22 protein-coding genes are annotated in these 25,186 nt (G+C 71.0%); 6 read left to right on the top strand and 16 right to left on the bottom strand.

Annotation, left to right across the window (positions count from 1 at the left end; all coding sequences use genetic code 11):
- Positions 1-7 precede the first annotated feature (7 nt).
- The 5 genes from ACFUO4_RS26085 to ACFUO4_RS26065 form a co-directional block, all read right to left on the bottom strand.
- Positions 8-2,446, bottom strand: a complete 2,439-nt coding sequence (locus ACFUO4_RS26085) for an FAD-dependent oxidoreductase (RefSeq protein ID WP_383488977.1) — start codon at positions 2,444-2,446, stop codon at positions 8-10.
- Positions 2,447-2,641: 195 nt separating this feature from the next.
- Positions 2,642-3,604 (bottom strand): ABC transporter substrate-binding protein, encoded by a 963-nt coding sequence (locus ACFUO4_RS26080; protein WP_079312772.1) that lies wholly within the window; start codon positions 3,602-3,604, stop codon positions 2,642-2,644.
- Positions 3,605-3,617: 13 nt separating this feature from the next.
- Positions 3,618-5,621 carry an ABC transporter permease gene (locus ACFUO4_RS26075; protein ID WP_383488974.1) on the bottom strand — a complete coding sequence of 668 codons (2,004 nt, stop codon included), beginning with the start codon at positions 5,619-5,621 and terminating at the stop codon, positions 3,618-3,620.
- A complete protein-coding gene (locus ACFUO4_RS26070) occupies positions 5,621-6,706 on the bottom strand; it encodes a glycine betaine/L-proline ABC transporter ATP-binding protein (protein ID WP_079312768.1) in 1,086 nt (361 codons plus the stop codon). Before ACFUO4_RS26070 ends, ACFUO4_RS26075 begins: the two co-directional genes overlap by 1 nt.
- Before the next feature lie 20 nt (positions 6,707-6,726).
- Positions 6,727-8,196, bottom strand: coding sequence for an aldehyde dehydrogenase family protein (locus ACFUO4_RS26065; RefSeq protein ID WP_383488970.1), 1,470 nt, complete (start codon positions 8,194-8,196; stop codon positions 6,727-6,729).
- A gap of 216 nt (positions 8,197-8,412) precedes the next feature.
- Here ACFUO4_RS26065 and purU point away from each other — a divergent pair, with 216 nt between their 5' ends.
- On the top strand, positions 8,413-9,285 hold the full coding sequence (purU, locus tag ACFUO4_RS26060; RefSeq protein WP_383488967.1) for a formyltetrahydrofolate deformylase: 873 nt from the start codon (positions 8,413-8,415) through the stop codon (positions 9,283-9,285).
- Positions 9,286-9,346: 61 nt separating this feature from the next.
- Here the strand turns inward: purU and ACFUO4_RS26055 are convergent, their stop codons facing one another.
- A complete protein-coding gene (locus ACFUO4_RS26055) occupies positions 9,347-10,183 on the bottom strand; it encodes a methylenetetrahydrofolate reductase (RefSeq protein ID WP_383488964.1) in 837 nt (278 codons plus the stop codon).
- A 3-nt stretch (positions 10,184-10,186) separates the two neighbouring features.
- On the bottom strand, positions 10,187-11,863 hold the full coding sequence (gene betA / locus ACFUO4_RS26050) for a choline dehydrogenase (protein WP_383488961.1): 1,677 nt from the start codon (positions 11,861-11,863) through the stop codon (positions 10,187-10,189).
- 202 nt (positions 11,864-12,065) lie between these two features.
- Here betA and ACFUO4_RS26045 point away from each other — a divergent pair, with 202 nt between their 5' ends.
- Entirely contained in the window at positions 12,066-12,812 is a 747-nt protein-coding gene (locus ACFUO4_RS26045) for an IclR family transcriptional regulator (RefSeq protein ID WP_383489788.1), read from the top strand.
- Positions 12,813-12,824: 12 nt separating this feature from the next.
- On the opposite strand, the gene ACFUO4_RS26040 is transcribed toward ACFUO4_RS26045, so the two are convergent.
- The 8 genes from ACFUO4_RS26040 to ACFUO4_RS26005 form a co-directional block, all read right to left on the bottom strand.
- A complete protein-coding gene (locus ACFUO4_RS26040) occupies positions 12,825-13,955 on the bottom strand; it encodes an aromatic ring-hydroxylating dioxygenase subunit alpha (protein ID WP_383488958.1) in 1,131 nt (376 codons plus the stop codon).
- 43 nt (positions 13,956-13,998) lie between these two features.
- Positions 13,999-15,159, bottom strand: a complete 1,161-nt coding sequence (locus ACFUO4_RS26035) for an NAD(P)/FAD-dependent oxidoreductase (protein ID WP_383488955.1) — start codon at positions 15,157-15,159, stop codon at positions 13,999-14,001.
- The gene (locus ACFUO4_RS26030; protein ID WP_059196854.1) at positions 15,156-15,518 is read right to left on the bottom strand and encodes a bifunctional 3-phenylpropionate/cinnamic acid dioxygenase ferredoxin subunit; all 363 of its coding nucleotides are present in this window, start codon (positions 15,516-15,518) and stop codon (positions 15,156-15,158) included. Before ACFUO4_RS26030 ends, ACFUO4_RS26035 begins: the two co-directional genes overlap by 4 nt.
- Before the next feature lie 196 nt (positions 15,519-15,714).
- Entirely contained in the window at positions 15,715-16,344 is a 630-nt protein-coding gene (locus tag ACFUO4_RS26025; RefSeq protein WP_383488952.1) for an MBL fold metallo-hydrolase, read from the bottom strand.
- A complete protein-coding gene (locus ACFUO4_RS26020; protein WP_383488949.1) occupies positions 16,344-17,432 on the bottom strand; it encodes an S-(hydroxymethyl)mycothiol dehydrogenase in 1,089 nt (362 codons plus the stop codon). Before ACFUO4_RS26020 ends, ACFUO4_RS26025 begins: the two co-directional genes overlap by 1 nt.
- Before the next feature lie 148 nt (positions 17,433-17,580).
- A complete protein-coding gene (locus ACFUO4_RS26015; protein ID WP_383488947.1) occupies positions 17,581-20,142 on the bottom strand; it encodes an ABC transporter permease in 2,562 nt (853 codons plus the stop codon).
- Positions 20,139-20,942: an ABC transporter ATP-binding protein gene (locus ACFUO4_RS26010; RefSeq protein ID WP_383488944.1), complete on the bottom strand. Its 804-nt coding sequence runs from the start codon at positions 20,940-20,942 to the stop codon at positions 20,139-20,141. The genes ACFUO4_RS26015 and ACFUO4_RS26010 overlap by 4 nt, the downstream gene beginning before the upstream one ends.
- Entirely contained in the window at positions 20,939-21,220 is a 282-nt protein-coding gene (locus tag ACFUO4_RS26005; protein ID WP_383488942.1) for an SHOCT domain-containing protein, read from the bottom strand. The genes ACFUO4_RS26010 and ACFUO4_RS26005 overlap by 4 nt, the downstream gene beginning before the upstream one ends.
- A gap of 164 nt (positions 21,221-21,384) precedes the next feature.
- On the opposite strand from ACFUO4_RS26005, the gene ACFUO4_RS26000 reads away from it, so the two are divergent.
- From ACFUO4_RS26000 to ACFUO4_RS25985, 4 genes are read left to right on the top strand one after another with little or no spacing between them, the layout of a single operon-like run.
- Positions 21,385-21,963 carry a TetR/AcrR family transcriptional regulator gene (locus ACFUO4_RS26000; RefSeq protein WP_383488939.1) on the top strand — a complete coding sequence of 193 codons (579 nt, stop codon included), beginning with the start codon at positions 21,385-21,387 and terminating at the stop codon, positions 21,961-21,963.
- A 16-nt stretch (positions 21,964-21,979) separates the two neighbouring features.
- Positions 21,980-22,564, top strand: coding sequence for a DUF4865 family protein (locus ACFUO4_RS25995; protein WP_383488935.1), 585 nt, complete (start codon positions 21,980-21,982; stop codon positions 22,562-22,564).
- A complete protein-coding gene (locus ACFUO4_RS25990) occupies positions 22,561-23,472 on the top strand; it encodes a phosphotriesterase (protein WP_383488932.1) in 912 nt (303 codons plus the stop codon). Before ACFUO4_RS25995 ends, ACFUO4_RS25990 begins: the two co-directional genes overlap by 4 nt.
- 40 nt (positions 23,473-23,512) lie before the next feature.
- Complete coding sequence (locus ACFUO4_RS25985; RefSeq protein WP_383488929.1) at positions 23,513-23,704, top strand: DUF1272 domain-containing protein; 192 nt, start codon at positions 23,513-23,515, stop codon at positions 23,702-23,704.
- A 10-nt stretch (positions 23,705-23,714) separates the two neighbouring features.
- Here ACFUO4_RS25985 and ACFUO4_RS25980 read toward each other — a convergent pair whose 3' ends face one another.
- Positions 23,715-25,184: a ketol-acid reductoisomerase gene (locus ACFUO4_RS25980; RefSeq protein WP_383488925.1), complete on the bottom strand. Its 1,470-nt coding sequence runs from the start codon at positions 25,182-25,184 to the stop codon at positions 23,715-23,717.
- Positions 25,185-25,186 lie beyond the last annotated feature (2 nt).

Below are 25,186 nucleotides of genomic sequence, written 5' to 3'. Positions count from 1 at the left end.
CCCCCGGTCAGCCGCGCAGGCGGGACATGGTCGGGTCGAACAGGGGCTCCTCGGCGACGGCCGCCTCCACGCGCTGGTCGAAGTAGCCGATGTGCAGGGCCGTGCCGGGGGTGGTCAGTTCCGTCGGGAGCCAGGCGTAGGCGATGCCCTTGCCGATCGTGTAGCCGTAGGCGGCGCTGGTGACGTAGCCGACGGCGCGGTCGCCGTCGTAGACCGGCTCCTTGCCCAGGACGACCGCGTGCGGGTCGGCGATGGTGAGGCAGGTGAGCTTGCGCCGTACGTCGGTCTTGCGGCGTTCCAGGGCGGCCTTGCCGATGAAGTCGCCCTTGTCGAGCTTGACGGCGAAGCCGACGCCGGCCTCGTAGGGGTCGTGCTCGTAGGTCATGTCGGTGCCGAAGGAGCGGTAACCCTTCTCCAGGCGGAGGCTGTTGAAGGCGCCGCGGCCGGCGATGACGCCGCCGAGCGGCTCGGCCGCCTGCCACAGGGTGTCCCAGAGCTTCTGGCCCTGGTCGGCGGTGGTGTACAGCTCCCAGCCGAGTTCGCCGACGTAGGACAGGCGCATGGCCGTGACCGGGACGCTGCCGATGTAGGCGCGCTTGGCGCGGAAGTACTTCAGGCCGTCGTTGCTGAAGTCCTCGTCCGTCAGGGGCTGGAGGACCTTGCGGGCGAGCGGGCCCCACAGGCCGATGCAGCAGGTGCCGGGCGTGATGTCGCGGACCTGGACGGTGCCGTCGGCCGGGAGGTGGCGGGTGAACCAGTCGAGGTCGAGGTTGCCGTTGGCGCCGACCTGGAAGAGGTCGCGGGCCAGGCGGGCGACGGTGATGTCGCTGCGGATGCCGCCGTCGTGGTCGAGGAGCAGGGTGTACGTCACCGAGCCGACGGACTTGGCGACCTTGCCGGTGCACAGGCGCTCCAGGAGGTCGGCGGCGCCGGGGCCGCTCACCTCCAGGCGCTTGAGGGCCGTCATGTCGTACATCGCGACGGTCTCTCGGGTGGCCTGCGCCTCGGCGCCGACGACGGGCGACCAGAACCGGGCGGCCCAGTCGTTGGGGGTGGGAATGGTGCGGCCCTCGACCAGCGGGGCGTTGGCCTCGTACCACTGCGGGCGCTCCCAGCCGTTGGCCTCCAGGAAGAAGGCGCCGTGCTCCTGCTGGCGGGCGTGGAAGGGGCTGGTGCGGATCGGGCGCGGGTCCCCGGACGGCTGGAGGGGGTGGAGGATGTCGTAGACCTCCTCGAAGTTCCGGCAGTCGCGGGCGAGGACGTACTCCGGGGAGAGCTGGTGCGGCTCGAAGCGGTTGACGTCGCACTCGTGCAGGTCGAAGGACGAGCAGTGGCCGTCGACCAGCCATTCGGCCATGGCCCGGCCGACGCCCGCGGAGTGGGTGACCCAGACGGCCTCGGCCACCCAGAAGCCCTTGACGTCCGGGGACTCGCCGAGGAGCGGGAAGTTGTCGGTGGTGAAGGAGAACAGGCCGTTGATGCCTTCCTCGATCTTCGCCTCGCGGGTGGAGGGGAGCAGGGACTGGGTCTCGGCCCAGGCCGGCTCGAAGTCCTCCTCGGTGAACTTCAGGACCGAGGGCATCTCGGCGTCGTCGTCGAAGGCGCGGATGTCGTCGGCGGAGACGGGCATGGGGCGGTGGCCGTAGTAGCCGATGCCTATGGCGTCGTAGCGGTCGCGGTAGTAGAGGTCGGCGTCCTGGTGGCGCAGGATCGGGCGGACCGCTTCCTCGGTCTGGCCGGCGAGCGCGGGGACCGGGCCGGTCCAGGCGAGCTGGTGGGCCAGCGGAGTCAGCGGGAGGTTCATCCCGGCCATGCGGGCGATCTTCGGGCCCCAGATGCCGGCGCAGCACACCACGATGTCGGCCGGGATCTCGCCCTGGTCGGTCAGGACGCCGGTGACCTCACCGTCGGTCTTGAGGATGTCGAGGACCTCGTGGCGGGCGAGGAAGCGCACGCCGCGCTCGGTCGCGCGGCGGATCTGCGCCTCGACGGCGAGGACGGCCTTCGCGAGGCCGTCGGTCGGGACCAGCAGGCCGCCGAGGACCTTGTCGCGGTCCACCAGCGGGTGCCGCTCGACGCACTCGTCGGCGGTCAGCAGGCGGGCCTCGATGCCCCAGGCGGTGATCCAGCCGAGCCGGCGGTGCAGTTCCGCGAGGCGCTCCGGGGTGGTCGCCACCTCCAGACCGCCGACCTGGAGGAAGCAGGGCTTGCCGTCGACGTCGAGGGAGCAGAACTTCTCGACGGTGTAGCGGGCCAGTTCGGTCATGGTCTTGGAGGAGTTCGTCTGGAAGACCAGGCCCGGGGCGTGTGACGAGGAGCCCCCGGTGGCGGGCAGCGGGCCCTGGTCGACCACGGTCACTTCGGTCCAGCCGCGCGCGGAGATCTCGTCCGCGAGTGCCGCTCCCACGACACCCGCTCCGATGATCACCACTCGGGGTCCCGCCATCGCCGCACCTCCGCTTGAGTTGCTTTTGACGCAACGTGATTCAGGTTGCGCAACTCAATGTGCCTGCCGTGCAGGTGGGTGTCAAGAGGTCCGGTGACGTCGGGGAACGGCCGGGAAACGGGAACGCCCGGTGGGCGGCGCGCAGGGGGTGCGCGCCGCCCACCGGGCGTGTTCGACCGGGGTGTGACCTGCGGGTCACTTGATCCAGGCGTCGACCTTCGAGCGGTTGGCCTCGACCCACTTCTTCGCGGCGGCCTCGGGCTTCATCTTGTCCACGGCGATGTACTTGGCGACCGTGTTCTGGTCGTCGTTCGTCCAGGTGAAGTTCTTCACCAGGTCATAGGCGGGGCTCCCGGACTTGGCGAACTTCGCGCTGACGATCTTGTCCAGCTTGTACACGGGGTAGTCGCAGGCGACCTTCTCGGCGTTCGCGTCGCAACCCGACGTGTACGCGGGGAGCTTGACCTTCTTCAGCGGCACCTCGGACATGAACCACTGGGGCTCGTAGAAGTAGCCGATCACCCATTCCTTGTCCTTCTCCGCCTTGCGGAAGGCCTGGATGAGGGCGGTCTCGCTGCCCGCGTACACCACCTTGAAGTCCAGCTTGAGGTTCTTCACCAGCGCCTCGTCGTTGGTGACGTACGACGGGTCGCCGTCGAGGAGCTGGCCCTTGCCGCCGGACTCGGAGGTCTTGAACTTCGCCGCGTACTTGTTGAGGTTCTTGTAGTCGAGGATGTCGGGGTGCGCCTTGGCCAGCCACGGCGGCACGTACCAGCCGATGAGGCCTTCGTTGCCGGTCGCGCCGGCCTCGACGGCGGTCTTCTGGTCGGTGATGTACTTCTTCTTCAGGTCGTCGTGGCCCCAGTTCTCCACGACGGCGTCGACCTCACCGGTGCCGAAGCCCTGCCAGGCGATCTCCTCCTTGAGGTCCTTCTGGTTGACCTTGCAGTGGAGGTCGTTCTCGGCGACGTAGGCGAGGACCGCCGCGTTGGCCTCGTAGCCGACCCAGGGGTTGACCGCGAGGTTGAAGGTGCCGCACTTGCCGGACTCGCCCGAGCCGCCGGCGCTGTCGTCGCCGACCTTCGCCCCGCCGCAGGCGGTCAGGGTGAGGCCGAGTATCGCCATGCCGGCCGCGCCGGCCCGCCAGTGTCTTGCCATGGTGTGGTGCTCCTTAAGCGCCGGCGCGGCGAGCCGCTGCCTGAGTGATCCGGTCGAACATGACTCCGAGAAGGACGATGGCGAGCCCCGCGGCGAGCCCCTTCCCGTACAGCTGGCCCTGCGAGAAACCGGCCACGACGTCGTAGCCGAGGGCGCCCGCCCCCACCAGGCCGCCCACCACGACCATCGACAGCACGTAGATCAGGCCCTGGTTGGTGGCGAGGGTCAGGGCACTGCGGGCCATCGGCAGCTGGACCTTGGTGATGATCTGCCAGGTGTTGCACCCGGCGGCGGTGGCCGCCTCCACGGTGGTGGCGGGCACGTTCCGCACCCCGTCCGCGACGATCTTCATGGCGACCGGCGCGGCGTAGACGACAGCCGCGACGATCGCCGTGAAGCGGGTCGCGCCGAACAGCGCAAGGAACGGCACGAGGTAGACGAAGGGCGGCATGACCTGGGCGGCGTCCAGCGTCGGACGCAGCAGCCGGTCCACGAGTTGGCTGCGTCCCATCCACACCCCGAAGCCGATGCCGAGCACCATGACCAGGACGGTGGCGACGACGGTGGAGGCGAGTGTCGTCATGCTGTCCGACCAGACGCCGGTGCCGACCAGCAGGCCCACGCAGACCGCGGTGGTGATGCCCGCGGTCCGGCCGCCGAGGACGACGCCGAGCGCGACGAGGGCGGCGCCGACGAGCCACCACGGGGAGTCGGTGAGGAGGGTCTGGAACGGGTTGAGCAGACCGTTGGTGATCGCGTCACGGAAGCCGTTGGTGAGGCCCGAGAGGTTGTCCTGCGCCCAGGTGGTGGCGTCGCCGGCGGCGCTCGCGATGTTGCTGCCGAGGCTGCCGTCGCCGGGGAACTCGGCCGCCCACACGTAGGTGTGCGACAGGTAGATCAGTACGGCGGTCACCGCCGCGCCCGCCCCCAGCAGCGGCCGGCGCCAGGCGAGGAACCGGCTGCCGGAACCGCGGGCCGCCTCCTCGCGCGCGCTCGCGGCGGTGGTGACCCGGTCCAGCACGATCGCCAGGACGACGATGGCCAGACCCGCGTTGAAGGCGGTGCCGACGTCGAGCGACTGCAGGGCCTGGACGACGGTCTTGCCGAGGCCGGGCGCGTCGATCAGGGCGGCGATGGTCACCATGGCCAGGGCGGCCATGATCGTCTGGTTGACGCCCATCACCACGGTCCGCTTGGACATCGGCAGCAGGACCTTGATCAGGGACTGCCGTCGGGTGGCGCCGAGCGAGTCGGCCGCCTCGACCGTCGTCTCCGGTACGGAGCGGATGGCGTGGGCGGTGATGCGGATCGTCGGCGGGGCCGCGTAGATCAGGGTGGCGATCGTGGCGGAGGCCGGGCCGATCTGGAAGAACAGCGTCAGCGGGGCCAGGTAGACGAAGGTCGGCATCGTCTGCATGAGGTCCAGGAAGGGCGTCATGATCGCGTTGAACCGGTCGGACAGCCCTGCCCACACGCCGAGCGGGATCGCGAACAGCAGCGCCACGAGGACGGCGGAGGCGGTGAGCGCCAGGGTGTCCATGCTCGCCTGCCACAGGCCCTGGAGCCCGAGGAAGGTGAAGCCGGCCACCGCGAGGAGCGCCACCCGCCAGTTGCCCACGGCCCAGGAGACATAGCCGGCGATGCCGACCACCCCGAGCCAGCCGATCTGCGGGACCGGGCGGTCACCGGTGGGCTGCGAGATCAGGTCCTGGACGAAGGTCACCAGGTTGTCGATGACCAGGCGGATCTCGTTGAAGAAGTACAGGAAGAGCGGGTTGGAGTTGCGGTTCGCGCCGATCGAGTCGTTGACGTCGTTGAACCAGCGGTGCAGGTCGGTCAGGTCGGCCGCGGCCAGCGCGAGGGTCTGCCTGCCGCGCAGCACGACGAAGAGGACCAGCCAGACGACGAAGATCGCCGCCACCACCGTGGACCGGTTGACCTTGCGTTCCCTCTTCGCGGGAGCGGCCGGTTTCCCTACGCTCTCGGTCTTCTCCGGCTTCTCGATCGCGACGGTCATCAGTGGCCGCCTTCCTGCCCGGCGACCACCGCGAGGATCTCCTCGTCGCCGACGATGCCGAGCAGCTTGCCGTTCTCGACGACCTTGACCGGCTTGTCGGCCGCGAGGACCGCGCGGGTGGCCTCCTTGACCACGACGTCCGGACCGAGCTCGGGGCCGTCCAGTGCGTCGCCGTCGGCCGGCGGGCGCATGATCCAGCGCAGGGTGAGGACGTCACCGCGCGGCACGTCCTTCACGAACTCCCGTACGTAGTCGTCCGCGGGGGCGCCGACGAGTTCGTCACCGGTGCCGCACTGGACCATCTTGCCGTCGCGCATGATGAGGATGCGGTCGCCGAGCTTGAGGGCCTCGGAGAGGTCGTGGGTGATGAACACCATGGTCTTGCCGACCTCGTGGTGCAGCCGGATGACCTCGTTCTGCATGTCCCGGCGGATCAGCGGGTCGAGGGCGGAGAACGGTTCGTCGAAGAAGAGCACGTCCGGGTCGCCGGCCAACGCCCGGGCGAGGCCGACGCGTTGCTGCATGCCGCCGGAGAGCTGGGCGGGGTAGGAGTTCTCGTAGCCGGCGAGGCCGACGAGTTCGACGACCTCCTGGGCCCGCTTGGTGCGTTCGGCCCGGCTCATCCCGCGGATCTCCAGTCCGAAGGCCACGTTGTCGACGACGCGGCGGTGGGGCAGCAGTCCGAAGTGCTGGAAGACCATGGAGAACTTGCGGCGGCGCAGGTCGCGCAGGCGGGCCGCGTCGGCCTGGCGGATGTCCTCGCCCTCGAAGACGACCTCGCCCGCGGTGGGTTCGATCAGCCGGGTGAGACATCGCACCAGGGTGGACTTGCCGGAGCCGGACAGGCCCATGACGACGAAGACCTCGCCGGGTGAGACGTCGAAGTGGACGTCACGCACGGCGGCGGTACAGCCGGTGCGGTCCATGAGCTCGCGGCGGGTCAGGCCGCACAGTTCCTCGGAGTCCGGCACCTGGTCGGCCTTCGGTCCGAACACCTTCCACAGCCTGCGCACGGAGATGACCGGGGTCGCGCCCGAGTCCTGAGGGGTGCTGCCCCGCTGCGGCACCTCGGTCTGTGTGGTCACGTTCGACCTTCTTTCGGCGTTCAGCCGCGGAACCAGTGCTGCGGCCGGGGTCGGATGTTCTGCCAGATGTGTTTGGGCTCTCGGTACTCCGCGAGGCCGGTCGGTCCCAGTTCCCGGCCCACGCCCGAATGCCCGAAGCCACCCCATTCCGCTTGCGGCACATAGGGGTGGTAGTCGTTGATCCACACCGTGCCGTGCCGCAGCCGCCGCGCGACCCGCTGGGCCTTCCCGGCGTCCTGCGTCCAGACGGCTCCGGCGAGTCCGTACTCGGTGTCGTTGGCGATGCGTACGGCGTCGTCCTCGTCGGCGAAGCGCTCCACGGTGAGGACCGGGCCGAAGGACTCCTCGTGCACCACCCGCATGTCCTGGCGGCACTCGTCGAGGACGGTCGGCGGGTAGTAGTGACCGTCCGCGAGCGCCGGTTCGGTGGGGCGTGCGCCGCCGCAGCGCAGGACGGCGCCCTCGGCGATCCCGGCGGCCACGTAGGCCTCGACCTTGTCCCGGTGCTGCGCGGAGATCAGCGCCCCGGTGTCGGCCTCGGTGTCGAAGGGGCCGCCGAGCCGGATCAGCCGGGCCCGGCGGACGACCTCGTCGACGAAGCGGTCGTGCAGCGAGTCCTCGACGATCAGCCGGGCGCCGGCCGAGCAGACCTGGCCCGAGTGCAGGAAGACGGCGGTGAGGGCGAAGTCCACGGCCGTCTCGAAGTCGGCGTCGGCGAACACGACGTTGGGGTTCTTGCCGCCGAGTTCGAGCGCCACCTTCTTCACGCTCGCCGCGGCGGTCGCCATGATCCGCTTGCCGGTCTCCAGGCCGCCGGTGAAGGAGACCATGTCGACGTCCCCGTGCTCGGAGAGCGGGGCGCCCACCTCGGGGCCGGTGCCCAGGACGAGGTTGGCGGCGCCGGCCGGGAGCCCGGCCTCCTCCAGGGCCCGGATGAGCAGGACGGAGGTGGAGGGGGTGAGCTCGCTGGGCTTGAGGACGATCGTGTTGCCGGCCAGGAGGGCCGGGGCGACCTTCCAACTGGCTTGCAGAAGCGGGTAGTTCCACGGGGTGATCAGTCCGCACACGCCGATCGGCTCGTAGACGACGCGGCTGACGGCGTCGTCCCGGCCGGTGTCGATGACCCGGCCGGCGTCGGTGCCGCCGAGGCCGCCGTAGTAGCGGAAGCAGGAGACGACGTCGGCGATGTCGTACTCGCTCTCCACCAGCCGCTTGCCGGTGTCCAGCGACTCGGCGCGGGCGAATTCCTTGGCGTCGCGCTCGATCAGGTCGGCGGTGCGCAGCAGCAGGGCGCCGCGCTCCCGCTCGGGGGTGCCCGGCCAGGGTCCTTCGTCGAAGGCGCGGCGGGCCGCGGCGATCGCCGCCTCCGCGTCCGGGCGGGTTCCCTCCGAGACGGTCGCCACGACCGTGCCGTCTGCGGGGCAGCGGATCTCCCGGTGGCCGCCGGCCACCGCGTCCCGCCATTGTCCATCCACGTACAGGTCTGCCACGCGCCGAGCCTTTCCAGGGAAGCCGTTGCGCATTGTGCACCCGATTGCTTGTGATGGAACACCCTGGCGAATGTCCAGACAGCCGTCAAGGGGTTGGCTGATGACGATTTCGCACGGCCTTCATCGACCCCTCTCTCTTGACCGCCAGCCCTCTTCCGGCCAACTATGTTGCGTATCGCTCACTGTGTTGTGCAATACGCACCGACGGAGGCTCCGATGTCCCCTCGACCGCAACCTGGCCGCGAATACGTCCTCACCGTCTCCTGTCCCGACAGCGCCGGGCTGGTCCACGCCGTGAGCGGCTTTCTCGTCAGGAACTCCGGAAACATCCTGGAAAGCCAGCAGTTCGACGACCGACTTCAGGGCCGCTTCTTCATGCGGGTCCACTTCGACGTCTCCGACCCCGACACCGGCCTCGATCAACTGCGTGACCGGTTCGGCCCGGTGGCACAGGCCTACCACTTCACCTGGGCGCTCAGCGACGCGTCGACACCGACCCGGACGCTGATCATGGTGTCCAAGTTCGGGCACTGCCTCAACGACCTGCTCTTCCGGCAGCGCACCGGCGCTCTCAACATCGAGATCCCCGCGATCGTCTCCAACCACCGGGACTTCGAGGGGCTCGCGGAGACCTACGGCATCCCCTTCCACCACGTCCCGGTCACCAGGGACACCAAGCCGGAGGCCGAGGCACGGCTGCTGGAACTCGTCCGGGACCTGGAGGTCGACCTGGTGGTGCTGGCCCGCTACATGCAGATCCTCTCGGACGACCTGTGCAAGCAGCTGGAGGGCAAGGCCATCAACATCCACCACTCCTTCCTCCCCAGCTTCAAGGGCGCCAAGCCCTACGACCAGGCCTACCAGCGCGGCGTGAAGCTGATCGGCGCGACGGCGCACTATGTGACCAGCGACCTCGACGAGGGCCAGATCATCGAGCAGGACGTGGTCCGCGTGGACCACTCGCTCGACCCCGGCGACCTGGTCACGGTGGGCCGGGACGTGGAGGCGCAGGTACTCGCGCACGCGGTGAAGTGGCACAGCGAGAGCCGGGTGATGGTGGACGACAACCGCACGGTGGTCTTCCGCTGAGCGACCCGTGACGAGGGGGGCGGGGCCGATCGCGGCCCCGCCCCCCTCTTCGTATACGACTTCACGCGCCCAGTCGGTCCAGCAGCGCCCGCCGCCACTTCTCCGTCTCGGCGATCTGGTTGAACGTGAACAGGTGCAGGCCGGCCACCCCGGCCGAGGGCGCGGTGAGGGCCGCCTCGGCGCGGGACAGCAGCCGCTCGGGGGCGTAGCCGCCGGGCGTCGCGAACCGCACGAACCACGAGGCGTGCTTCGTCAGGAACCGCGTCGACTCCCCCACCCCGATCTTCGTGGCCATCGCCAGCAGCTTCGCCCGCTGCACGGGCCCGGCGACGCCCACGTGGACGGGCAGGGTGATGCCCCGGTTCCGTATACGGACGAGCCACTCCCCCAGCACCCGCGGATCGAAGCAGAGGTTGCTGACGATGTACGTGGCGTGCGAGCGCTTGTCCCACATCGCCTGGACGGTGACGTCGTCGTGGATGAGCGGATGGCTCTCGGGGTAGCCGGTGACGCCGACGCGGGCGAACGGGCTGCCCAGCTCGCTGAGCCCGCGCAGCACCGGCAGCGCCCCGTCGTAGCCGCCCGCGGGCGGGTCGGCGTCGCCGGCCGGGACGAAGACGTCGGCGATGCCCGCCTCGGCCAGCCGGTCGACGACATCCTTCAGATGGGCGTCGTCCCGCAGCAGCCGCGCGGGCACGTGCGGGACGACGCGGTACCCGTGCGCGGCGAGCCGGCCGGCCAGATCCAGGGTCGGTTCCAGGCCCTTGACCGGCGACGCCGTCACGGTGACGACGACGTCGCGCGGGACATGGGCGAGGACCTTGTCCTCGGTGGCCTTCGCGGGCAGCACCTCGTAACGGACGCTCTCCAGCAGCGCCCCGAGTCCTGCGGCGGCCAACGTCTACCCCGCCTGCTTCTGAGCGTCGCGGTGCCGGTAGTACGCGACCTTCGACGGCGCCTGAGGCTCCTTGCCGAGGATCAGGTCGGCGGCCTTCTCGGCGATCATCATGACCGGGGCGTAGATGTTGCCGTTGGTGACGTAGGGCATGACGGAGGCGTCGACCACGCGCAGTCCCTCCACGCCGTGCACCCGCATGCTCAGGGGGTCGACGACGGCCATCTCGTCGGAGGAGGGGCCCATCTTGCAGGTGCAGGACGGGTGCAGGGCGGTCTCGCCGTCCTTGGCGACCCAGGCGAGGATCTCCTCGTCCGTCTCGACGGACGGGCCGGGCGAGATCTCGCCGTCGTTGTAAGGGGCGAGCGCGGGCTGATTGAGGAGCTTGCGGGCCACCCGGATCGCCTCCACCCACTCACGCCGGTCCTGCTCGGTGGAGAGGTAGTTGAAGCGCAGGGCGGGATGTTCGCGCGGGTCCTTGCTCTTGATCTTCACCGAGCCGATGGCGTCGGAGTACATGGGCCCGACATGCACCTGGTAGCCGTGTCCGCCGGCGGGCACGGAGCCGTCGTAGCGGACCGCGATCGGCAGGAAGTGGAACATCAGGTTGGGGTAGTCCACGTCCTCGTTGCTGCGCGCGAAGCCGCCGGCCTCGAAGTGGTTGGTGGCGGCGGGGCCTTTGCGGAACAGCCACTGCAGCCCGATGAAGGGGGCGCGCCACTTCGCCAGGTACGGCTGCATGGAGACGGGCTGCTTGCAGGCGTACTGGATGTAGACCTCCAGATGGTCCTGCATGTTCTCGCCGACGCCCGGCAGGTCGTGGACGACGTCGATGCCGAGGGCGCGCAGCTCGTCCGCGTTGCCGACGCCGGAGAGCTGGAGCAGCTGCGGGGAGTTGATGGCGCCGCCGCAGAGGATGACCTCCTTGGCGCGAACCTGCTGGGGCGCGCCCTTGCCGCGCTGGTACTCGACGCCGACGGCCTTCTTGCCCTCGAACAGGACACGGGTGACGAAGGCGCGGGTCCTGACGGTGAGGTTGGGGCGCTTGCGGGCGGGCTTGAGGTACGCCTTCGAGGCCGACAGCCGGCGTCCGCGGTGGACGTTGCGGTCGAACTTGGCGAAACCTTCCTGCCGGTAGCCGTTGACGTCGTTCGTCGGCGCGTACCCCGCCTCCTCGGTGGCCTTGAGGAAGGCGTCGAAGAGCGGGTTGGTGGCGGGGCCGCGTTCGAGCACCAGCGGGCCGTCGTGGCCGCGGAACTCGTCGTCGGGGTCGGCGGCGAGACAGTTCTCCATGCGCTTGAAGTACGGCAGGCAGTGCGCGTAGTCCCACGTCTCCATGCCCGGGTCGGCGGCCCAGCGCTCGTAGTCCATGGGATTGCCGCGCTGGAAGATCATGCCGTTGATGCTGCTGGAACCGCCCAGCACCTTGCCGCGGGCGTGGTAGACGCGGCGGCCGCCCATGTGGGGCTCGGGCTCGGACTCGTACTTCCAGTCGTAGAAGCGGCTGCCGATCGGGTAGGTCAGCGCCGCGGGCATGTGGATGAAGACGTCCCACGGGTAGTCGGACCGGCCGGCCTCCAGCACCAGCACCCGGTTGGCCGGGTCTGCGGAGAGCCGGTTCGCCAGTGCACTGCCGGCGGACCCGCCGCCGACGATGACGAAGTCGTACTGCACAGGAGCCATGGTGCCTCGTCTCGCTCGCGCCGTAGATATGCGAGGCATGCTAACGCTGGTAGCGCTATACGCACCAGGTTGCGAACCGCGCAACTTCAAACGACTTGGTTTCGGGTGCGTTACTTGCAGGCGTGTTGTTTACTGCGCGTATAGTTTCACTGTGAGCAACTACAGCAGTGAAACGGAAACGTCGAATTCACACGCCGGCGGGGTGCAGTCGGTCGACCGGGCGATCAGCGTCCTGGAGATCCTCGCGCAGCGTGGCGAGGCGGGCGTGAGCGAGGTCGCCGGTGAGATCGACGTCCACAAGTCCACCGCGTTCCGGCTGCTCGGCGCCCTGGAGGCGCGCGGTCTGGTCGAGCAGGCCGGCGAGCGGGGCAAGTACCGGCTCGGCTTCGGGATCGTGCGCCTGGCCGGCGCGGTCACGGGGCGTATCGACATCACCCAGCAGGGCCGCCCGGTGTGCGAGCGGCTCGCCGAGGAGATCGGCGAGACGGTGAACATCGCCGTCATGCAGGAGCACTACGCGATCAACCTGTACCAGGTGCGCGGCCCGGGCGCGGTCACCGCGCACAACTGGGTCGGCCAGCTGACCCCGCTGCACGCCACCTCCAGCGGCAAGATCCTGCTGGCCCACCTGCCCGCGAAGGAGCGCGCCGCGCTGCTCGCCGAGTCCGGGATGAAGAAGGTCACGCCGCACACCATCACCGCGAAGACCAAGCTGGAGAAGAACCTCGCCGAGGCGCGCGAGCGCGGCTACGCCTTCACCCTGGAGGAGCTGGAGATCGGCCTGCACGCGATGGCCGCCCCGATCCGCAACCGGGACGGCGAGGTCATCGCCGCGCTCAGCGCCTCCGGCCCCGCCTACCGCTTCACCGAGGAGCGGCTGCACGAACTCTCACCCGTGCTGGTCAAGGGCGCCGAGGAGATCAGCCACCGCATGGGCTACCTGGGCTGAACCGGCCCGCGGTCAGCCCTGGGACAGGCCCAGGCGCTCGTTCACCCAGTCGTGGAAGGCACCGATGTGGTGCTCGCTGGGCACCAGCACACCGCCCTTGGCATACATACGGGAACTCATCCCGGGCTGGGTGCGCTCGCAGGCGTCGAAGTCCTGCTGGTTGACGCGGTGGAACAGCTCCACCGACCGGCTGACGTCCTTGCCGCTCTCGACGACATGCGGCAGATACAGCCAGTCGCACTCGACGATCGTGCGGTCGACGGCCACCGGGTACATCCGGTGGAAGATCACATGGTCGGGCACGAGGTTGATGAACACCTGCGGCTTGACCGTGATCGCGTAGTAGCGGCGGTCCTGGTCCTCGGCGACGCCCGGGATGCGGTCAAGGCCCTCGGAGCCGTCGACGGTGAAGCCCCGCACCTCCTCGCCGAACTCCGCACCGTGGCCCACGTAGTACTGGGCGGCGTAACCGTCCGCGAACTCCGGGAGTACCTCGGTGAGTTCGGGGTGGATCGTGGCGCAGTGGTAGCACTCCATGAAGTTCTCGATGATGAGCTTCCAGTTCGACTTCACGTCGTACGTGATGCGCCTGCCGACCGAGAGGTTGTCGATGTCGTAGCGCTCGATCGACTCGACGTCACCGAGACGCTCGACGACCGCGCCCTGCACGTCCTCCTCGAAGGACGGGGGGTTCTCCGCGAGGCACACCCACACATAGCCGAGCCATTCGCGCACGGCCACGCTCACCAGGCCGTACTCGGTGCGGCCGACGTCGGGCATCTTGGTGAGGTTGGGGGCCGCGACCAGCTTGCCGTTCAGGTCGTAGGTCCAGGCGTGGTACGGGCACTGGAAGGCCCGCTTGACCTCGCCGGTCTCCTCCGTGCAGAGCTTGGCGCCGCGGTGGCGGCACACATTGAAGTACGCGCGGACGGTGTTGTCCCGCGCCCGGGTGACGAGGATGCTCTCGCGGCCCACGTCGACGGTGCGGAACGCGCCGGGCTTGGCCAGTTCGGAGGCGCGCGCGACGCAGAACCACATGGTCTCGAAGATGCGCTCCTGCTCCTGGGCGAAGAGCGCCGGATCCGTGTAGGAGGAGCCGGGAAGGGTGGCGATCAGACTGTCCGGCAGGCTGGTCGAGGTCACAGTGCACTCCTGCGTCATGGAGGGGGCATTCACGTGGGCGGTGTCAAGAGGTCGCGGCGAGCTGCTTGCGCCAGCGCGTGAACAGCCTCGGCTGGTTCATCCCGAGCACGGCGACCGGATCGCCGGCCCGCCGGTAGACGGCCAGCACGTCACGGCCGTCCGCGCTGCCGGCCTCGACGGTCACGCTGTCGGCAACGGCGGCGTGACCGGCGAACTGGATCTTCACGCCGTACTGGTCGGACCAGAAGTACGGAGGCCGGGGCACCCCCGGTTCCACCGCGCCCTGCGCCAGCAGGGTGGCGATCGCGGCGTCGGGACGCTCGCGGGCGCCGGTCCAGTGCTCGACCCGGCGGTGGTGGCCCGCGCGCGGGTCGTACCAGTTGGCGCAGTCGCCGACCGCGACCACTCCGGCCAGGCTGGTGCGGCCGTCGGCGCCGCACGTGACGCCGTTGTCGAGGGCGATGCCGGAGCCTTCCAGCCACTCGACGTTGGGGCGGGCGCCCACGCCGACGACCACGATGTCGGCGGGCAGGCCGCGGCCGTCCTCCAGCAGGACGGCGTCGACGCGGTGCTCGCCGCTCAGCCCCTTCACCCCGACGCCGCACACCAGTCGTACGCCGTGGTCGGCGTGGAGACCGGAGACGACGGCGCCCATCGTCTCGCCGAGCGGGCCGGCGAGCGGGGTCGGGGCCGCCTCGACGACGGTCACCTCCAGGCCGAGGGAGTACGCCGTGGAGGCGACCTCGGCGCCGATGAACCCGCCGCCGATCACCACCAGCCGTCCGCCGCGGGCCAGTTCGTCGCGCAGGGCGCGGGCGTCGTCCAGGGTACGCAGCGTGTGCACCCCGGCGAGGCCCTCGGAGCCGGGCAGGGTGCGGGCCGCGGCGCCGGTCGCGAGGACGAAGCCGTCGGCGCGCACCTCGCGACCGTCGGCGAGCCGGACCGTACGGCCGCGGTGGTCGAGGCCGACGGCGCGGGTGCCGAGCAGCCATTCCGCCGCCAGGTCCTCGTCGTCGCTCTCCAGGGCGAGTTCGGCCTCGGCGAGGGTGCCGGCCAGGAACTCCTTGGACAGCGGGGGCCGGTCGTAGGGGCGGTGCGGTTCGTCCCCGATGACGACCAGCCGGCCGTCGTAGCCCTGCTTGCGCAGTGAACGTGCCGCCGAGAGGCCGGCCAGTGAGGCGCCGACCACGGCGACGGTCCTCACGCGGGACCTCCGGCGAGCCGGGCCGAGATGCAGGGCGGCAGGTTGGGGGCCGCCGTGGACAACTGGACGTAGATCATGCCGTCCTCGACGACGACCTCGTGGGTCCGCACCGGGAGCTTGGCCGGCGGGGCGTCCACCGCTCCGGTGCGCAGGTCGAACTTCGAGGCGTGCAGCGGGCATTCCACCTCGCAGCCCTCCAGCCAGCCGTCGGCGAGCGACGCGTCCTGGTGGGTGCAGGTGTCGTCGATGGCGAAGAGCTCGCCGTCGTCGGTGTGGAACACCGAGACCGGCGGATCGATGTCGAGCCGGTGGGCCTCACCTCGCGGGAGATCCGCGAGACGGCACGCGGGAATCATCATGACACCTCGGTGCGTATAGCGAAACGGATTGCGATTGACGCAACGCCAGTCTGCGGGCCGCTCGGAACCCTTGTCAAGGCATCACCACGCCCGGTTCGAACGGTTCCGCGGACGGGGCTCCAGGCAGCTCGAAACGCCCGTTCCACCTGCGGAAACAGGCGGAACGGGCGCCGTGCGAAGGCTCCCGCGGGAGCGGTCAGAAGCCGCGGTCGATCCACTCCTGGAGGTGCGGGGCCTCCGCGCCGAGGGTGGTCGTCTCCCCGTGCCCGGTGTGCACGACGGTGTCGCCGGGCAGCGACAGCAGCCGGTCCCGGATGGAGCCGATGATCGTCGGGAAGTGGCTGTACGACCGACCCGTCGCCCCCGGCCCGCCGTTGAACAGCGTGTCGCCACTGAAGAGGGCGGTCAGGGCCGGCGCGTACAGGCAGACCGCTCCGGGCGCGTGGCCGGGTGTGTGCAGCACCGTGAGCTCGATGCCGGCGACCGAGATGCGCTGCCCGTCGGTGAGTTCGGCGTCCGGCGTCCGGTCGGGATGGGTCTGCTTCCACAGTGGGAGGTCGTCCGGGTGGAGCAGCACCGGGGCGCCCGTGCGTTCGGCGAGCGCGGGGGCGGCGTCGATGTGGTCGTTGTGGGCGTGGGTGCACACGATGGCCCGGAGGGTGCGCCCGCCGATCGCCACCGCGATCGCCTCGGCGTCGTGGGCCGCGTCGATGACGATCACCTCGGAGTCGTCGCCGACGATCCACACGTTGTTGTCGACGTCCCAGGTGCCACCGTCCAGGGAGAACGTCCCCGAGGTGACGAGGTGTTCTGTGCGGACGGTCATCAGAAGACAACCACCGAGCGCAGGACGTCGCCGTCGTGCATCCGCTCGAAGGCCTTCTCGACCTCGTCCAGGGCGATGGTCTGGGTGACGAAGGCGTCGAGGTCGAGCCGGCCCTGGAGGTAGAGGTCGATCAGCATGGGGAAGTCGCGGCTCGGGAGGCAGTCGCCGTACCAGGAGGACTTCAGCGCGCCGCCGCGGCCGAACACGTCCAGCAGCGGCAGTTCGAGCTTCATCTCCGGGGTGGGGACGCCGACGAGGACGACGGTGCCGGCGAGGTCGCGGGCGTAGAAGGCCTGCTGGTAGGTCTCCGGGCGGCCCACCGCCTCGATGACGACGTCGGCGCCGAAGCCGCCGGTCAGCTCGCGGATCGCCTCCACCGCGTCGCTCTCACGCGAGTTGACCGTGTGGGTGGCGCCCAGCTTCCTGGCGGTCTCCAGCTTGCGGTCGTCGATGTCGACGGCGATGACCTTCGCCGCGCCCGCGAGGTTCGACCCGGCGATCGCCGCGGCACCGACGCCGCCGCAGCCGATGACGGCGACCGAGTCGCCGCGTCCGACGCCGCCGGTGTTGATGGCCGCGCCGAGGCCGGCCATCACGCCGCAGCCCAGCAGTCCGGCGGCCGCCGCCGAGGCCGAGCGGTCGACCTTGGTGCACTGCCCCGCCGCCACCAGCGTCTTCTCCGCGAACGCGCCGATGCCCAGCGCCGGCGACAGCTCCTCGCCGGTGCCGGCCAAGGTCATCTTCTGCTTGGCGTTGTGGGTGTCGAAGCAGTACCAGGGGCGTCCGCGCAGACAGGCCCGGCACTGCCCGCACACCGCACGCCAGTTGAGGATCACGAAGTCACCGGGGGCGACGTCGGTGACGCCCTCCCCCACCGACTCCACGACACCCGCGGCCTCATGGCCGAGCAGGAAGGGGAAGTCGTCGTTGATGCCGCCCTCGCGGTAGTGCAGATCGGTGTGGCAGACCCCGCAGGCCTCGATCTTCACCAGCGCCTCACCCGGCCCCGGGTCGGGCACGATGATCGTCTCCAGGCTGACGGGGGCTCCCTTGCCCCGCGCGACGACAGCACGGACCTGGTGCGACATGGCCACTCCTCCGGTGATGATCGAGCCTCGCAGCGAATGTTGCTCATTACGGCACGCATCTCATGTGCCGCAACACAGCATCATGGAGTGCGGACCGGGGGTCAAGGAACTCGACAGGGTTGCCCCGACCCACCGGTCGGCAGGCGTGTCACTCCGTGGCGACGGCCCGCAGTACGTCCAGGCGGGCGGCCCGGCCGGCCGGGCGCAGGCCCGCCAGGGCGCCCGCCGCGAGGCCGACCAGAGCAACGACCGCCAGCTGAGTCGGCGGCATCGCGAAGGCGAACGCGCTGTCGCTCGCGCCGTCGGAGGCCTTGACCAGGACCCAGCCCAGGAAGGCGCCGAGGCCGAGACCGCCGACGGTGCCGAAGGCGGCGACCAGGACCGCTTCCCAGCGGACCATGGCGCGCAGCTGGGAGCGGGTCTGTCCGACGGCCCGCAACAGGCCCAGTTCGCGAGTGCGTTCATGGATCGCCAGGGTCAAGGTGTTGGCGATGCCGAGCAGCGCGATGAGGACGGCGAGGGCCAGCAGGGCGTAGACGAGGGTGAGCATCATGTCGATGCCGCCCGCCGACGACTGGGCGTACTCGTCCCGGGTCTGCACCTCGGGGTTGCCGTAGCGCTCCGCCACCTTCTCGACCGCGGCCTTGCCGGTGTCCGTGCCGACGCCGTCCTTGAACGACACCGCCAGCAGGGTGTCGGAGTCCTGGGTGCGGTGCGGTGCCCAGGCGGCGCGGGTGATGACGTAGTCCCCCGCCAGTTCCGAGCGCCCGTAGACGGCACGGACCGTGAAGGTCCTGGTCTCGCCGTCGGTGAAGGTGAGGCGGGCCTTGTCACCGGTCTTCAGGCCCTGCTCGTCGGCCTCGCTCTCGGTGACGGCGATGCCGTCGGTGCCGAGGCCGGCCAGGGAGCCCCGCACGTCGCCCAGGTCGAAGGTGCGTGCCAGGGCGAGCGGGTCGGTGACGGTCAACGCCCGCCCCTTGCCGTCGACTTCGGCGACCCCGCGGCCGAGTCCGACGGCGGTGTCCACCTCGGGCAGCCGGGCCACGGCGTCCGCCAGCCGGGGGCTCAGTCTGCTGCCTCCGGCGCCGAACGAGGGGGTGCTCACGGCCACGTCGCCCGCGAAGGAGCGCGAGACCGTCTGGTCCATGGTCGCCTTCAGCGAGGCGGCGAACACGGTGAACAGGGTCACGACGGCGACGCCGATCATCAGCGCGCTCGCGGTGGCGGCCGTCCGCCGCGGGCTGCGCAGGGCGTTGCGGCGGGCGAGGGCGCCGGTGACGCCGCGCAGCCGGTCGAGGGGACTGCCGAGGACCCGTACCGCCGTGGTGGAGGCGACCGGGCCGAGCACCACGAATGCGGCCAGGGCGAGCACGGCTCCGGCACCGGCGAGCCACAGCGACGGGGTGACCAGGACGCCGCCGATCGTCAGGCCCAGGGCGAGGGCGCCGAGGCCGAGACCGGTGACGGCGCGGACGCGGGAGGCGGCGGAGGTGTCGACCGCCGTCTCACGCAGGGCCGCCATCGGGGCGGTGCGGCCCGCGCGGACGGCGGGCAGCAGCGCGGAGCCGAGGCAGACGACGGTGCCCACGGCCAGCGGCAGCAGCAGGGACAGCGCGCCGACCACCAAGTCGCCCTCGGGGAAGGGAAATCCGATGGCCGGGAACAGGGCCTGGAGACCGGCGGCGATGCCGATGCCGCCCGCCAGGCCCGCGAGCGAGGCGGTCACCGCGACAGCGGTGGCCTCCACGAGCGTCGCCGCCGTGACCTGGCGCCGGGAGGCGCCGAGGGCGCGCAGCAGGGCGTTCTCGCGGGTGCGTTGGGCGACGACGATCGCGAAGGTGTTGTGGATGGAGAAGGTCGCGACCAGCAGGGCGACGCCCGAGAAGACGAGGAGGAAGAGGGTGAAGACGGTCAGGAACTGGCTGGAGATCATCTCGGTGTTCTCCTCCGCCGACTCCTGCCCGGTGATGGCCTCGACTCCCTGGGGAAGCACGGGAGTCAGCCGGTCCACCAGCTGCTGCTGACCGACCCCGGCGGCGGCCCGGACCTTGATGGTCGACGCCTCGCCCGGCCGGGCCGTCAGGTACTTCTCGGCGTCCGCCCGGGTCATGCCGGTGAAGGTCACCTGGGCCATGCCGTCCTCGCCGCCGAAGGTGGCCAGGCCGACGACGGTCACCTTGACGGGGTCGGGGGTGCGCAGGGTCGTCGTGTCGCCGAGGTGCAGGCCGCCCCGCTCGGCGGTGCCCCGGTCGATGACGACCTCGCCGGACCGGGCGGGGGCGCGGCCCTCGGCCAGCTGGTAGGCGTTGAGCTCGGGGTCCGTGATCCAGTTGCCGGCGAGGGTGGGCGGGCCCTTGCCGCCGATGGGGTCCCCGTCGGCGCCGACGAGCTGGCCGGCGCCCTGGATGTCGGGGGCGGCCGCGGCCACGCCGGGAACCTTCTCGATGGCGTCCACGAGGTCCGCGGGGACCGGTGCCCGCACGCCCTGGCTCTCGCCGGGGGTGGTGATGGCGTCGGCGCTGCGGACCACGGCGTCCGTGCCGCTGGTGGCCCGCCCGAACATCGTGTCGAAGCTGGCGCGCAGGGTGTCGCCCATGACGAGGGTGCCCGCCAGGAAGGCGACGCCCAGGAACACGGCCAGGAAGGTCCCTGCGAAACGGCGCTTGTGGGCGCGCAGGGAAGAGGCGCTCAGGCGTACGGCGGCGTTCATGACGACACCTCCGCGTCCGGGGAGGTGCCGCCGTCGAAGACCGTGGCCGGGGAGGTCCCCGCGTCGAAGGCCTTCATGCGGTCCAGGACCCGTTCGGCGGTCGGTGCGGTCATCCGGTCCACCAGGCGCCCGTCGGCGAGGAAGACGACCTCGTCGGCGTGGGCGGCGGCCACTGGGTCGTGGGTGACCATGACGACCGTGCGGGCCGTGTGGCGCACCGTGCGGCCGAGGAGGCCGAGGACCTCTCCGCCGGAGCGGGAGTCGAGGTTGCCGGTCGGTTCGTCGGCGAAGACGACGTCCGGCTGGCCGGCGAACGCCCGCGCCACGGCGACGCGTTGCTGCTGCCCGCCGGACAGCTCGGACGGGCGGTGGTGCAGGCGGTCGCGCAGCCCGACGACGTCGATCAGGGCCTCGACCCACTCCTGGTCGCCCTTGCGGCCGGCCAGGTCGAGCGGGAGCGTGATGTTCTCCCGCACGGTCAGCGTCGGCACCAGGTTGAACGCCTGGAAGACGAATCCGACCCGCTCGCGCCGCAGAAGGGTCAGGCGGCGGTCGTCGAGGGAGCCCAGTTCGGTGTCGCCGATGCACGCGGTGCCCGCGCTGAGCGTGTCGAGACCGGCCGCGCAGTGCATGAGGGTGGACTTGCCGGAGCCCGAGGGCCCCATGATCGCGGTGAAGCGACCGGCGGGGAAGGCGACGCTGACGCCGTCCAGGGCGCGGACGGCGGTGTCGCCGGCGCCGTACACCTTCACCGCGTCGACCACGCGGGCGGCGGTGCGCACCTCGGTCGTGACGGTCATGCCGCACCGCCCTTGCCCGTGCGGCGGCCGAACTGCTCGTCCAGGACGGAGAGCCGGCGCCAGTACTCGTCCTCGTCGATCTCGCCGGAGGCGAAGCGGTGGCCGAGCACGGTCAGGGGCGAGTTGTCGTCGACGGCGAACCGGCGGGGGCCGCCGCGGCCGCGCCACACCGTGCGGCGCAGGAGGGTGACGGCGCCGACGACGACGGCCGCCCAGATCAGCGGGAAGAGAAGGATCCACGGGCCGGGCCCGCCGTCCCAGTGCGCCAGGGTCTGCATCTCGGGTCATCTCCCTAGTGAGGTGTTGCGGTGATGCCTCGAGAGTGGCTTCGGCCGGGGGTCCGGGTCGTCGTACAGCCAGCGGCAGTCCGGGTACCTCCCCGGGAGTACGGGAGGCGCAGGGACCTGCTTCCCGCGCCTTCCGGCCTTCTGTAACTACTAGTATGTACAGTAGGTTCATGAGCACCCCGGAGCGACTGATCGAGTCCACCCGCGAGCTGCTGTGGGAGCGCGGCTACGTGGGCACGAGCCCCAAGGCCATCCTGGAGCGCTCGGGCGCCGGACAGGGCAGCATGTACCACCACTTCAAAGGCAAGCCCGACCTCGCGCTGGCCGCGATCCGGCGGACGGCCGAGGAGATGCGGGCCACCGCGGAGGGAGTACTGGACGGGCCGGGGACGCCGTACGAGCGCATCGAGGCCTATCTGCTGCGCGAGCGCGACGTGCTGCGCGGCTGCCCGGTCGGCCGGCTGACCATGGATCCGGACGTCGTCGCGAGCGACGAGCTGCGCGCGCCGGTCGACGAGACGCTCGACTGGCTCCGGGAACGGATCGCCGGGATCGTCGAAGAGGGCAAGGAACAGGGCCAGTTCGCGCCCGCGCTGGACGGCGAGGCCATCGCGGCCACCGTCGTCGCCACCGTCCAGGGCGGCTACGTCCTGGCCCGCGCGGCCGGGTCGCCGGAAGCGTTCGACGCGGGTGTCAGGGGGCTGCTGTCGCTCCTCGCACCCCGACAGCGATAGCCGGGAGGCATTCTTCATGCACGCCATGCAGTACGAGATCACGCTGCCCGCCGCCTATGACATGGACGTCATCCGGGCCCGCGTCGCCGCCAAGGGACATCTCCTCGACGACTGGGAGGGCATGGGCCTGAAGGCGTATCTGATGCGGGAGCGCGGCGGGCACGACTCCCCCGTGAACCAGTACGCGCCGTTCTACCTCTGGAACACGGTCGAGGGCATGAACTCCTTTCTCTGGGGCGGTGGTTTCCAGGGCCTGAGCGACGACTTCGGGCGGCCGTCGGTGCGGCAGTGGACCGGTCTGGCGTACGAGGAGGGCGGCGCCGCCGGCTTGCGCGCGCGGGTCGCGGTGCGGCGGCGTCAACCTGTGCCGGACGGCGTGGAGTTGGGGGCGTTCACGGCCCACGCGGCGGGTGAGGCGAGGCGGTTGGCGGGTGAGGACGGGGCGCTGCTCGCGGCGGCCGCCGTCGACACCTCCCGCTGGGAACTCGTCCACTTCTCGCTGTGGGCGCACGACACCCCCAAGGCGGAAGGCGACGTCTTCCAGGTCCTGCACCTGTCGGCGCCGGGCCTGGACCGAGTGCCCCGCGGGCGCCAGTGGTGAGCGCGGTCCGCACGGTCCTCGGCGACGTGGACCCCGCGGGTCTCGGGGTGTGCGACGCGCACGACCACCTGTTCTTCGGCAGCCCTCAGCTACCGGGCCAGGAACTGCGGGACGTGTCCGCGGCCCGCGCCGAGCTGCTCGCCTTCCGGGCCGAGGGCGGCGGCGCGGTGGTGCAGTGGACGCCGTACGGCCTGGGGCGGCGGGCCGCCGATCTGCCGCCGCTGTCCCGGGAGACGGGGGTCGCCGTGGTCGCATCGACCGGGCTGCATCAGGCCGTCCACTACGACGAGCGGGTCCTGGAGGGGCTGCGGGGTCCCCGGCTCGCGGAGCTCTTCGTCGCCGAACTCACCGGCGGCATCGGCACATCGGGCGTGCGGGCCGGGCTGATCAAGGTGGCGGGCGGTTTCCACGCGCTCGACGCGCACGCGCGCTGGACGATGACGGCGGCGGCCGAGGCCCACCACGCGACGGGCGCGCCGATCGCGGTGCACCTGGAACTGGGCACCGGCGCACTGGACGTACTGGACCTCCTGTGCGGCGAGTGCGGCGTACCCCCGCACCGGGTGATCCTGGGGCACCTCAACCGCTTCCCCGACTCGGTCACCCATCTCCAGGCCGCGGCTTCCGGCTGCTGGCTCGCCTTCGACGGGCCGTCGCGCGCGAACCACGCCACCGACTGGCGGATGCCGGACGCGGTGCGGGCCCTGGCCGAGGCGGGGTTCGGCGACCGGCTGCTGCTGGGCGGCGACACCACGACCGCGTCGGCCCGCTCGGTCGACGGCGGGCCGGGGATGCCGTATCTGCTGCGCCGGGTACGGCCGCGGCTGGTGGCGGCCGTCGGCACCGAGACGGTGGAGCGCATGATGACGGTGAACCCCGGCCGGGCCTTCGCCGTCGAGTGGCGGTGAACAGGCATGATCGGCACCGGGCGAAGCCGAGAGGGAGTACATGGCACTGGAAATGCGTGACCGCTGCGAACGCTGCGGGACGGCCGAACTGCCGCCCGACGCCGCCGCGCGCATCTGCGTCTACGAGTGCACCTACTGCGTCGCGTGCAGCGCGGCGATGCACGACATCTGCCCGAACTGCGGCGGCGAACTGGTCCCCAGACCCCGCCCCGCTCGAAAGGACGGGGCCTGACACACCTGCGTCAGGCCACCGAGATGTCCACCGGCGGACGCAGCTTCGCCGCCGCGGCCAGGGCCTCGTGGGCCGGATGGGTGTCGAAGGCGTCCAACAGGCCCTGGTCTGCCGGGCGTTCTGCCGCAGGGTAGGCGATCTGCTCGTACGCGGCCTGGAATCGCGGGCCCCAGCGGCGGGCGCCGAGCCGGGCCGTGCGGGAGCAGTTGTCGACCATGTGGGCCACGTCGCGGGCGTGCATGTAGGGCAGCAGGGAGTCGACGGCCTCGATGACGGACTCGTTGACGATCTCGGACCAAGGGTGGCCGCGGTCGGCGAACTCGTCGATCTGGGCGAGCATGGTGGCGACGAAGACTCCTGCCGTGAACGGGTCGACGGGAAGCTCGCGCGCACCGCGCCGGGCCCGCACCCGCTCCGCGACGGACCACATGGGCGAGCCGCCGATCTCGCTCATCGGACGGGCGCCCAGGCGGCGTTCGGCGAGGATCACGCTGCGCAGCTCGGTGCCGTCGGCGACCTCGTCGTAGATCTCGGCGACGATCTCCCGCGCGGGGCCGTACGTCGCCGTGTACGCGCGGTCGAAGACGTCCCGGGCGGACGGGCCGAGACCCTCGCGGACCGCGCGCAGCCCGGCCCGGGAGATGGTGCGGGCGATCGGGCCCGTCACGTTCTCGCAGGAGCGTTCGTACGCCGTCACCTCGTCGTCCCCGGCGAGGCGGTAGCGCGTGAACAGGGTCTCGACGATGCCGTGGACGGCGCCGAGCAGGATCGCGCGTTCGCCGACGATGTCCGAGCGGTACTCGCTGTCGAGGGTGGTGCGGAAGGTGTACGGCGACCCGAGCGCGACCGACCAGCCGAGGGCGAGGTCGGCGGCCCGGCCGTCGGGGTCGGCGTGAACCGCGTAACTGCTGTTGATCCCGGCACCGTTGACCTCCGCGCCCTGCTGGTACAGCCGTCGCACGGAGTCGCCCATGCCCTTGGGGCAGACGGCGACCACGGGGTGCCCGGGCGGGAAGTCGCCGCCGGTCTCACGGAGGTGCCCGAGCAGGAAGCCGTGCGAGAGGCCGATGGCGGCGCCCGGCTTCAACACCGCGAAGATCTCGGTGTGGTGGGCGGCCAGGGCCGCGTCGGCGATCAGCAGGATCACCAGGTCGCTGTCGGCGGCGACGGCCAGCCAGTCGCCGAGGGTGCCGTCCTCCTCGGTGAAGCCGTGGGTACGGGCGTCGGCGGCCGACGCCGATCCGGGGCGCAGTCCGACGGCCACCGTGATGCCGGTGCCGGCGAGGGAGTCACGCAGGTTGAGGGCCTGGGCGCGGCCCTGCGGGCCCCAGCCGAGGACACCGATGCGGCGGACGCCGGCGAAGGCCTGCGGCAGCAGCGGGAACAGATGCCGGCCGCCGCGCAGGATGGTCTCCGTGCCGCCCGGCACGTCCATCGTCTCGAGGCTGAAGACACGGGAGGTGTGCGTGGTCGAGGTCATGG

Origin of the sequence: Streptomyces sp. NPDC057280 (assembly GCF_042668605.1) — a bacterium.
Taxonomy (GTDB): Bacteria; Actinomycetota; Actinomycetes; order Streptomycetales; family Streptomycetaceae; genus Streptomyces.
This window is presented reverse-complemented; position numbering and strand designations above follow the sequence as displayed.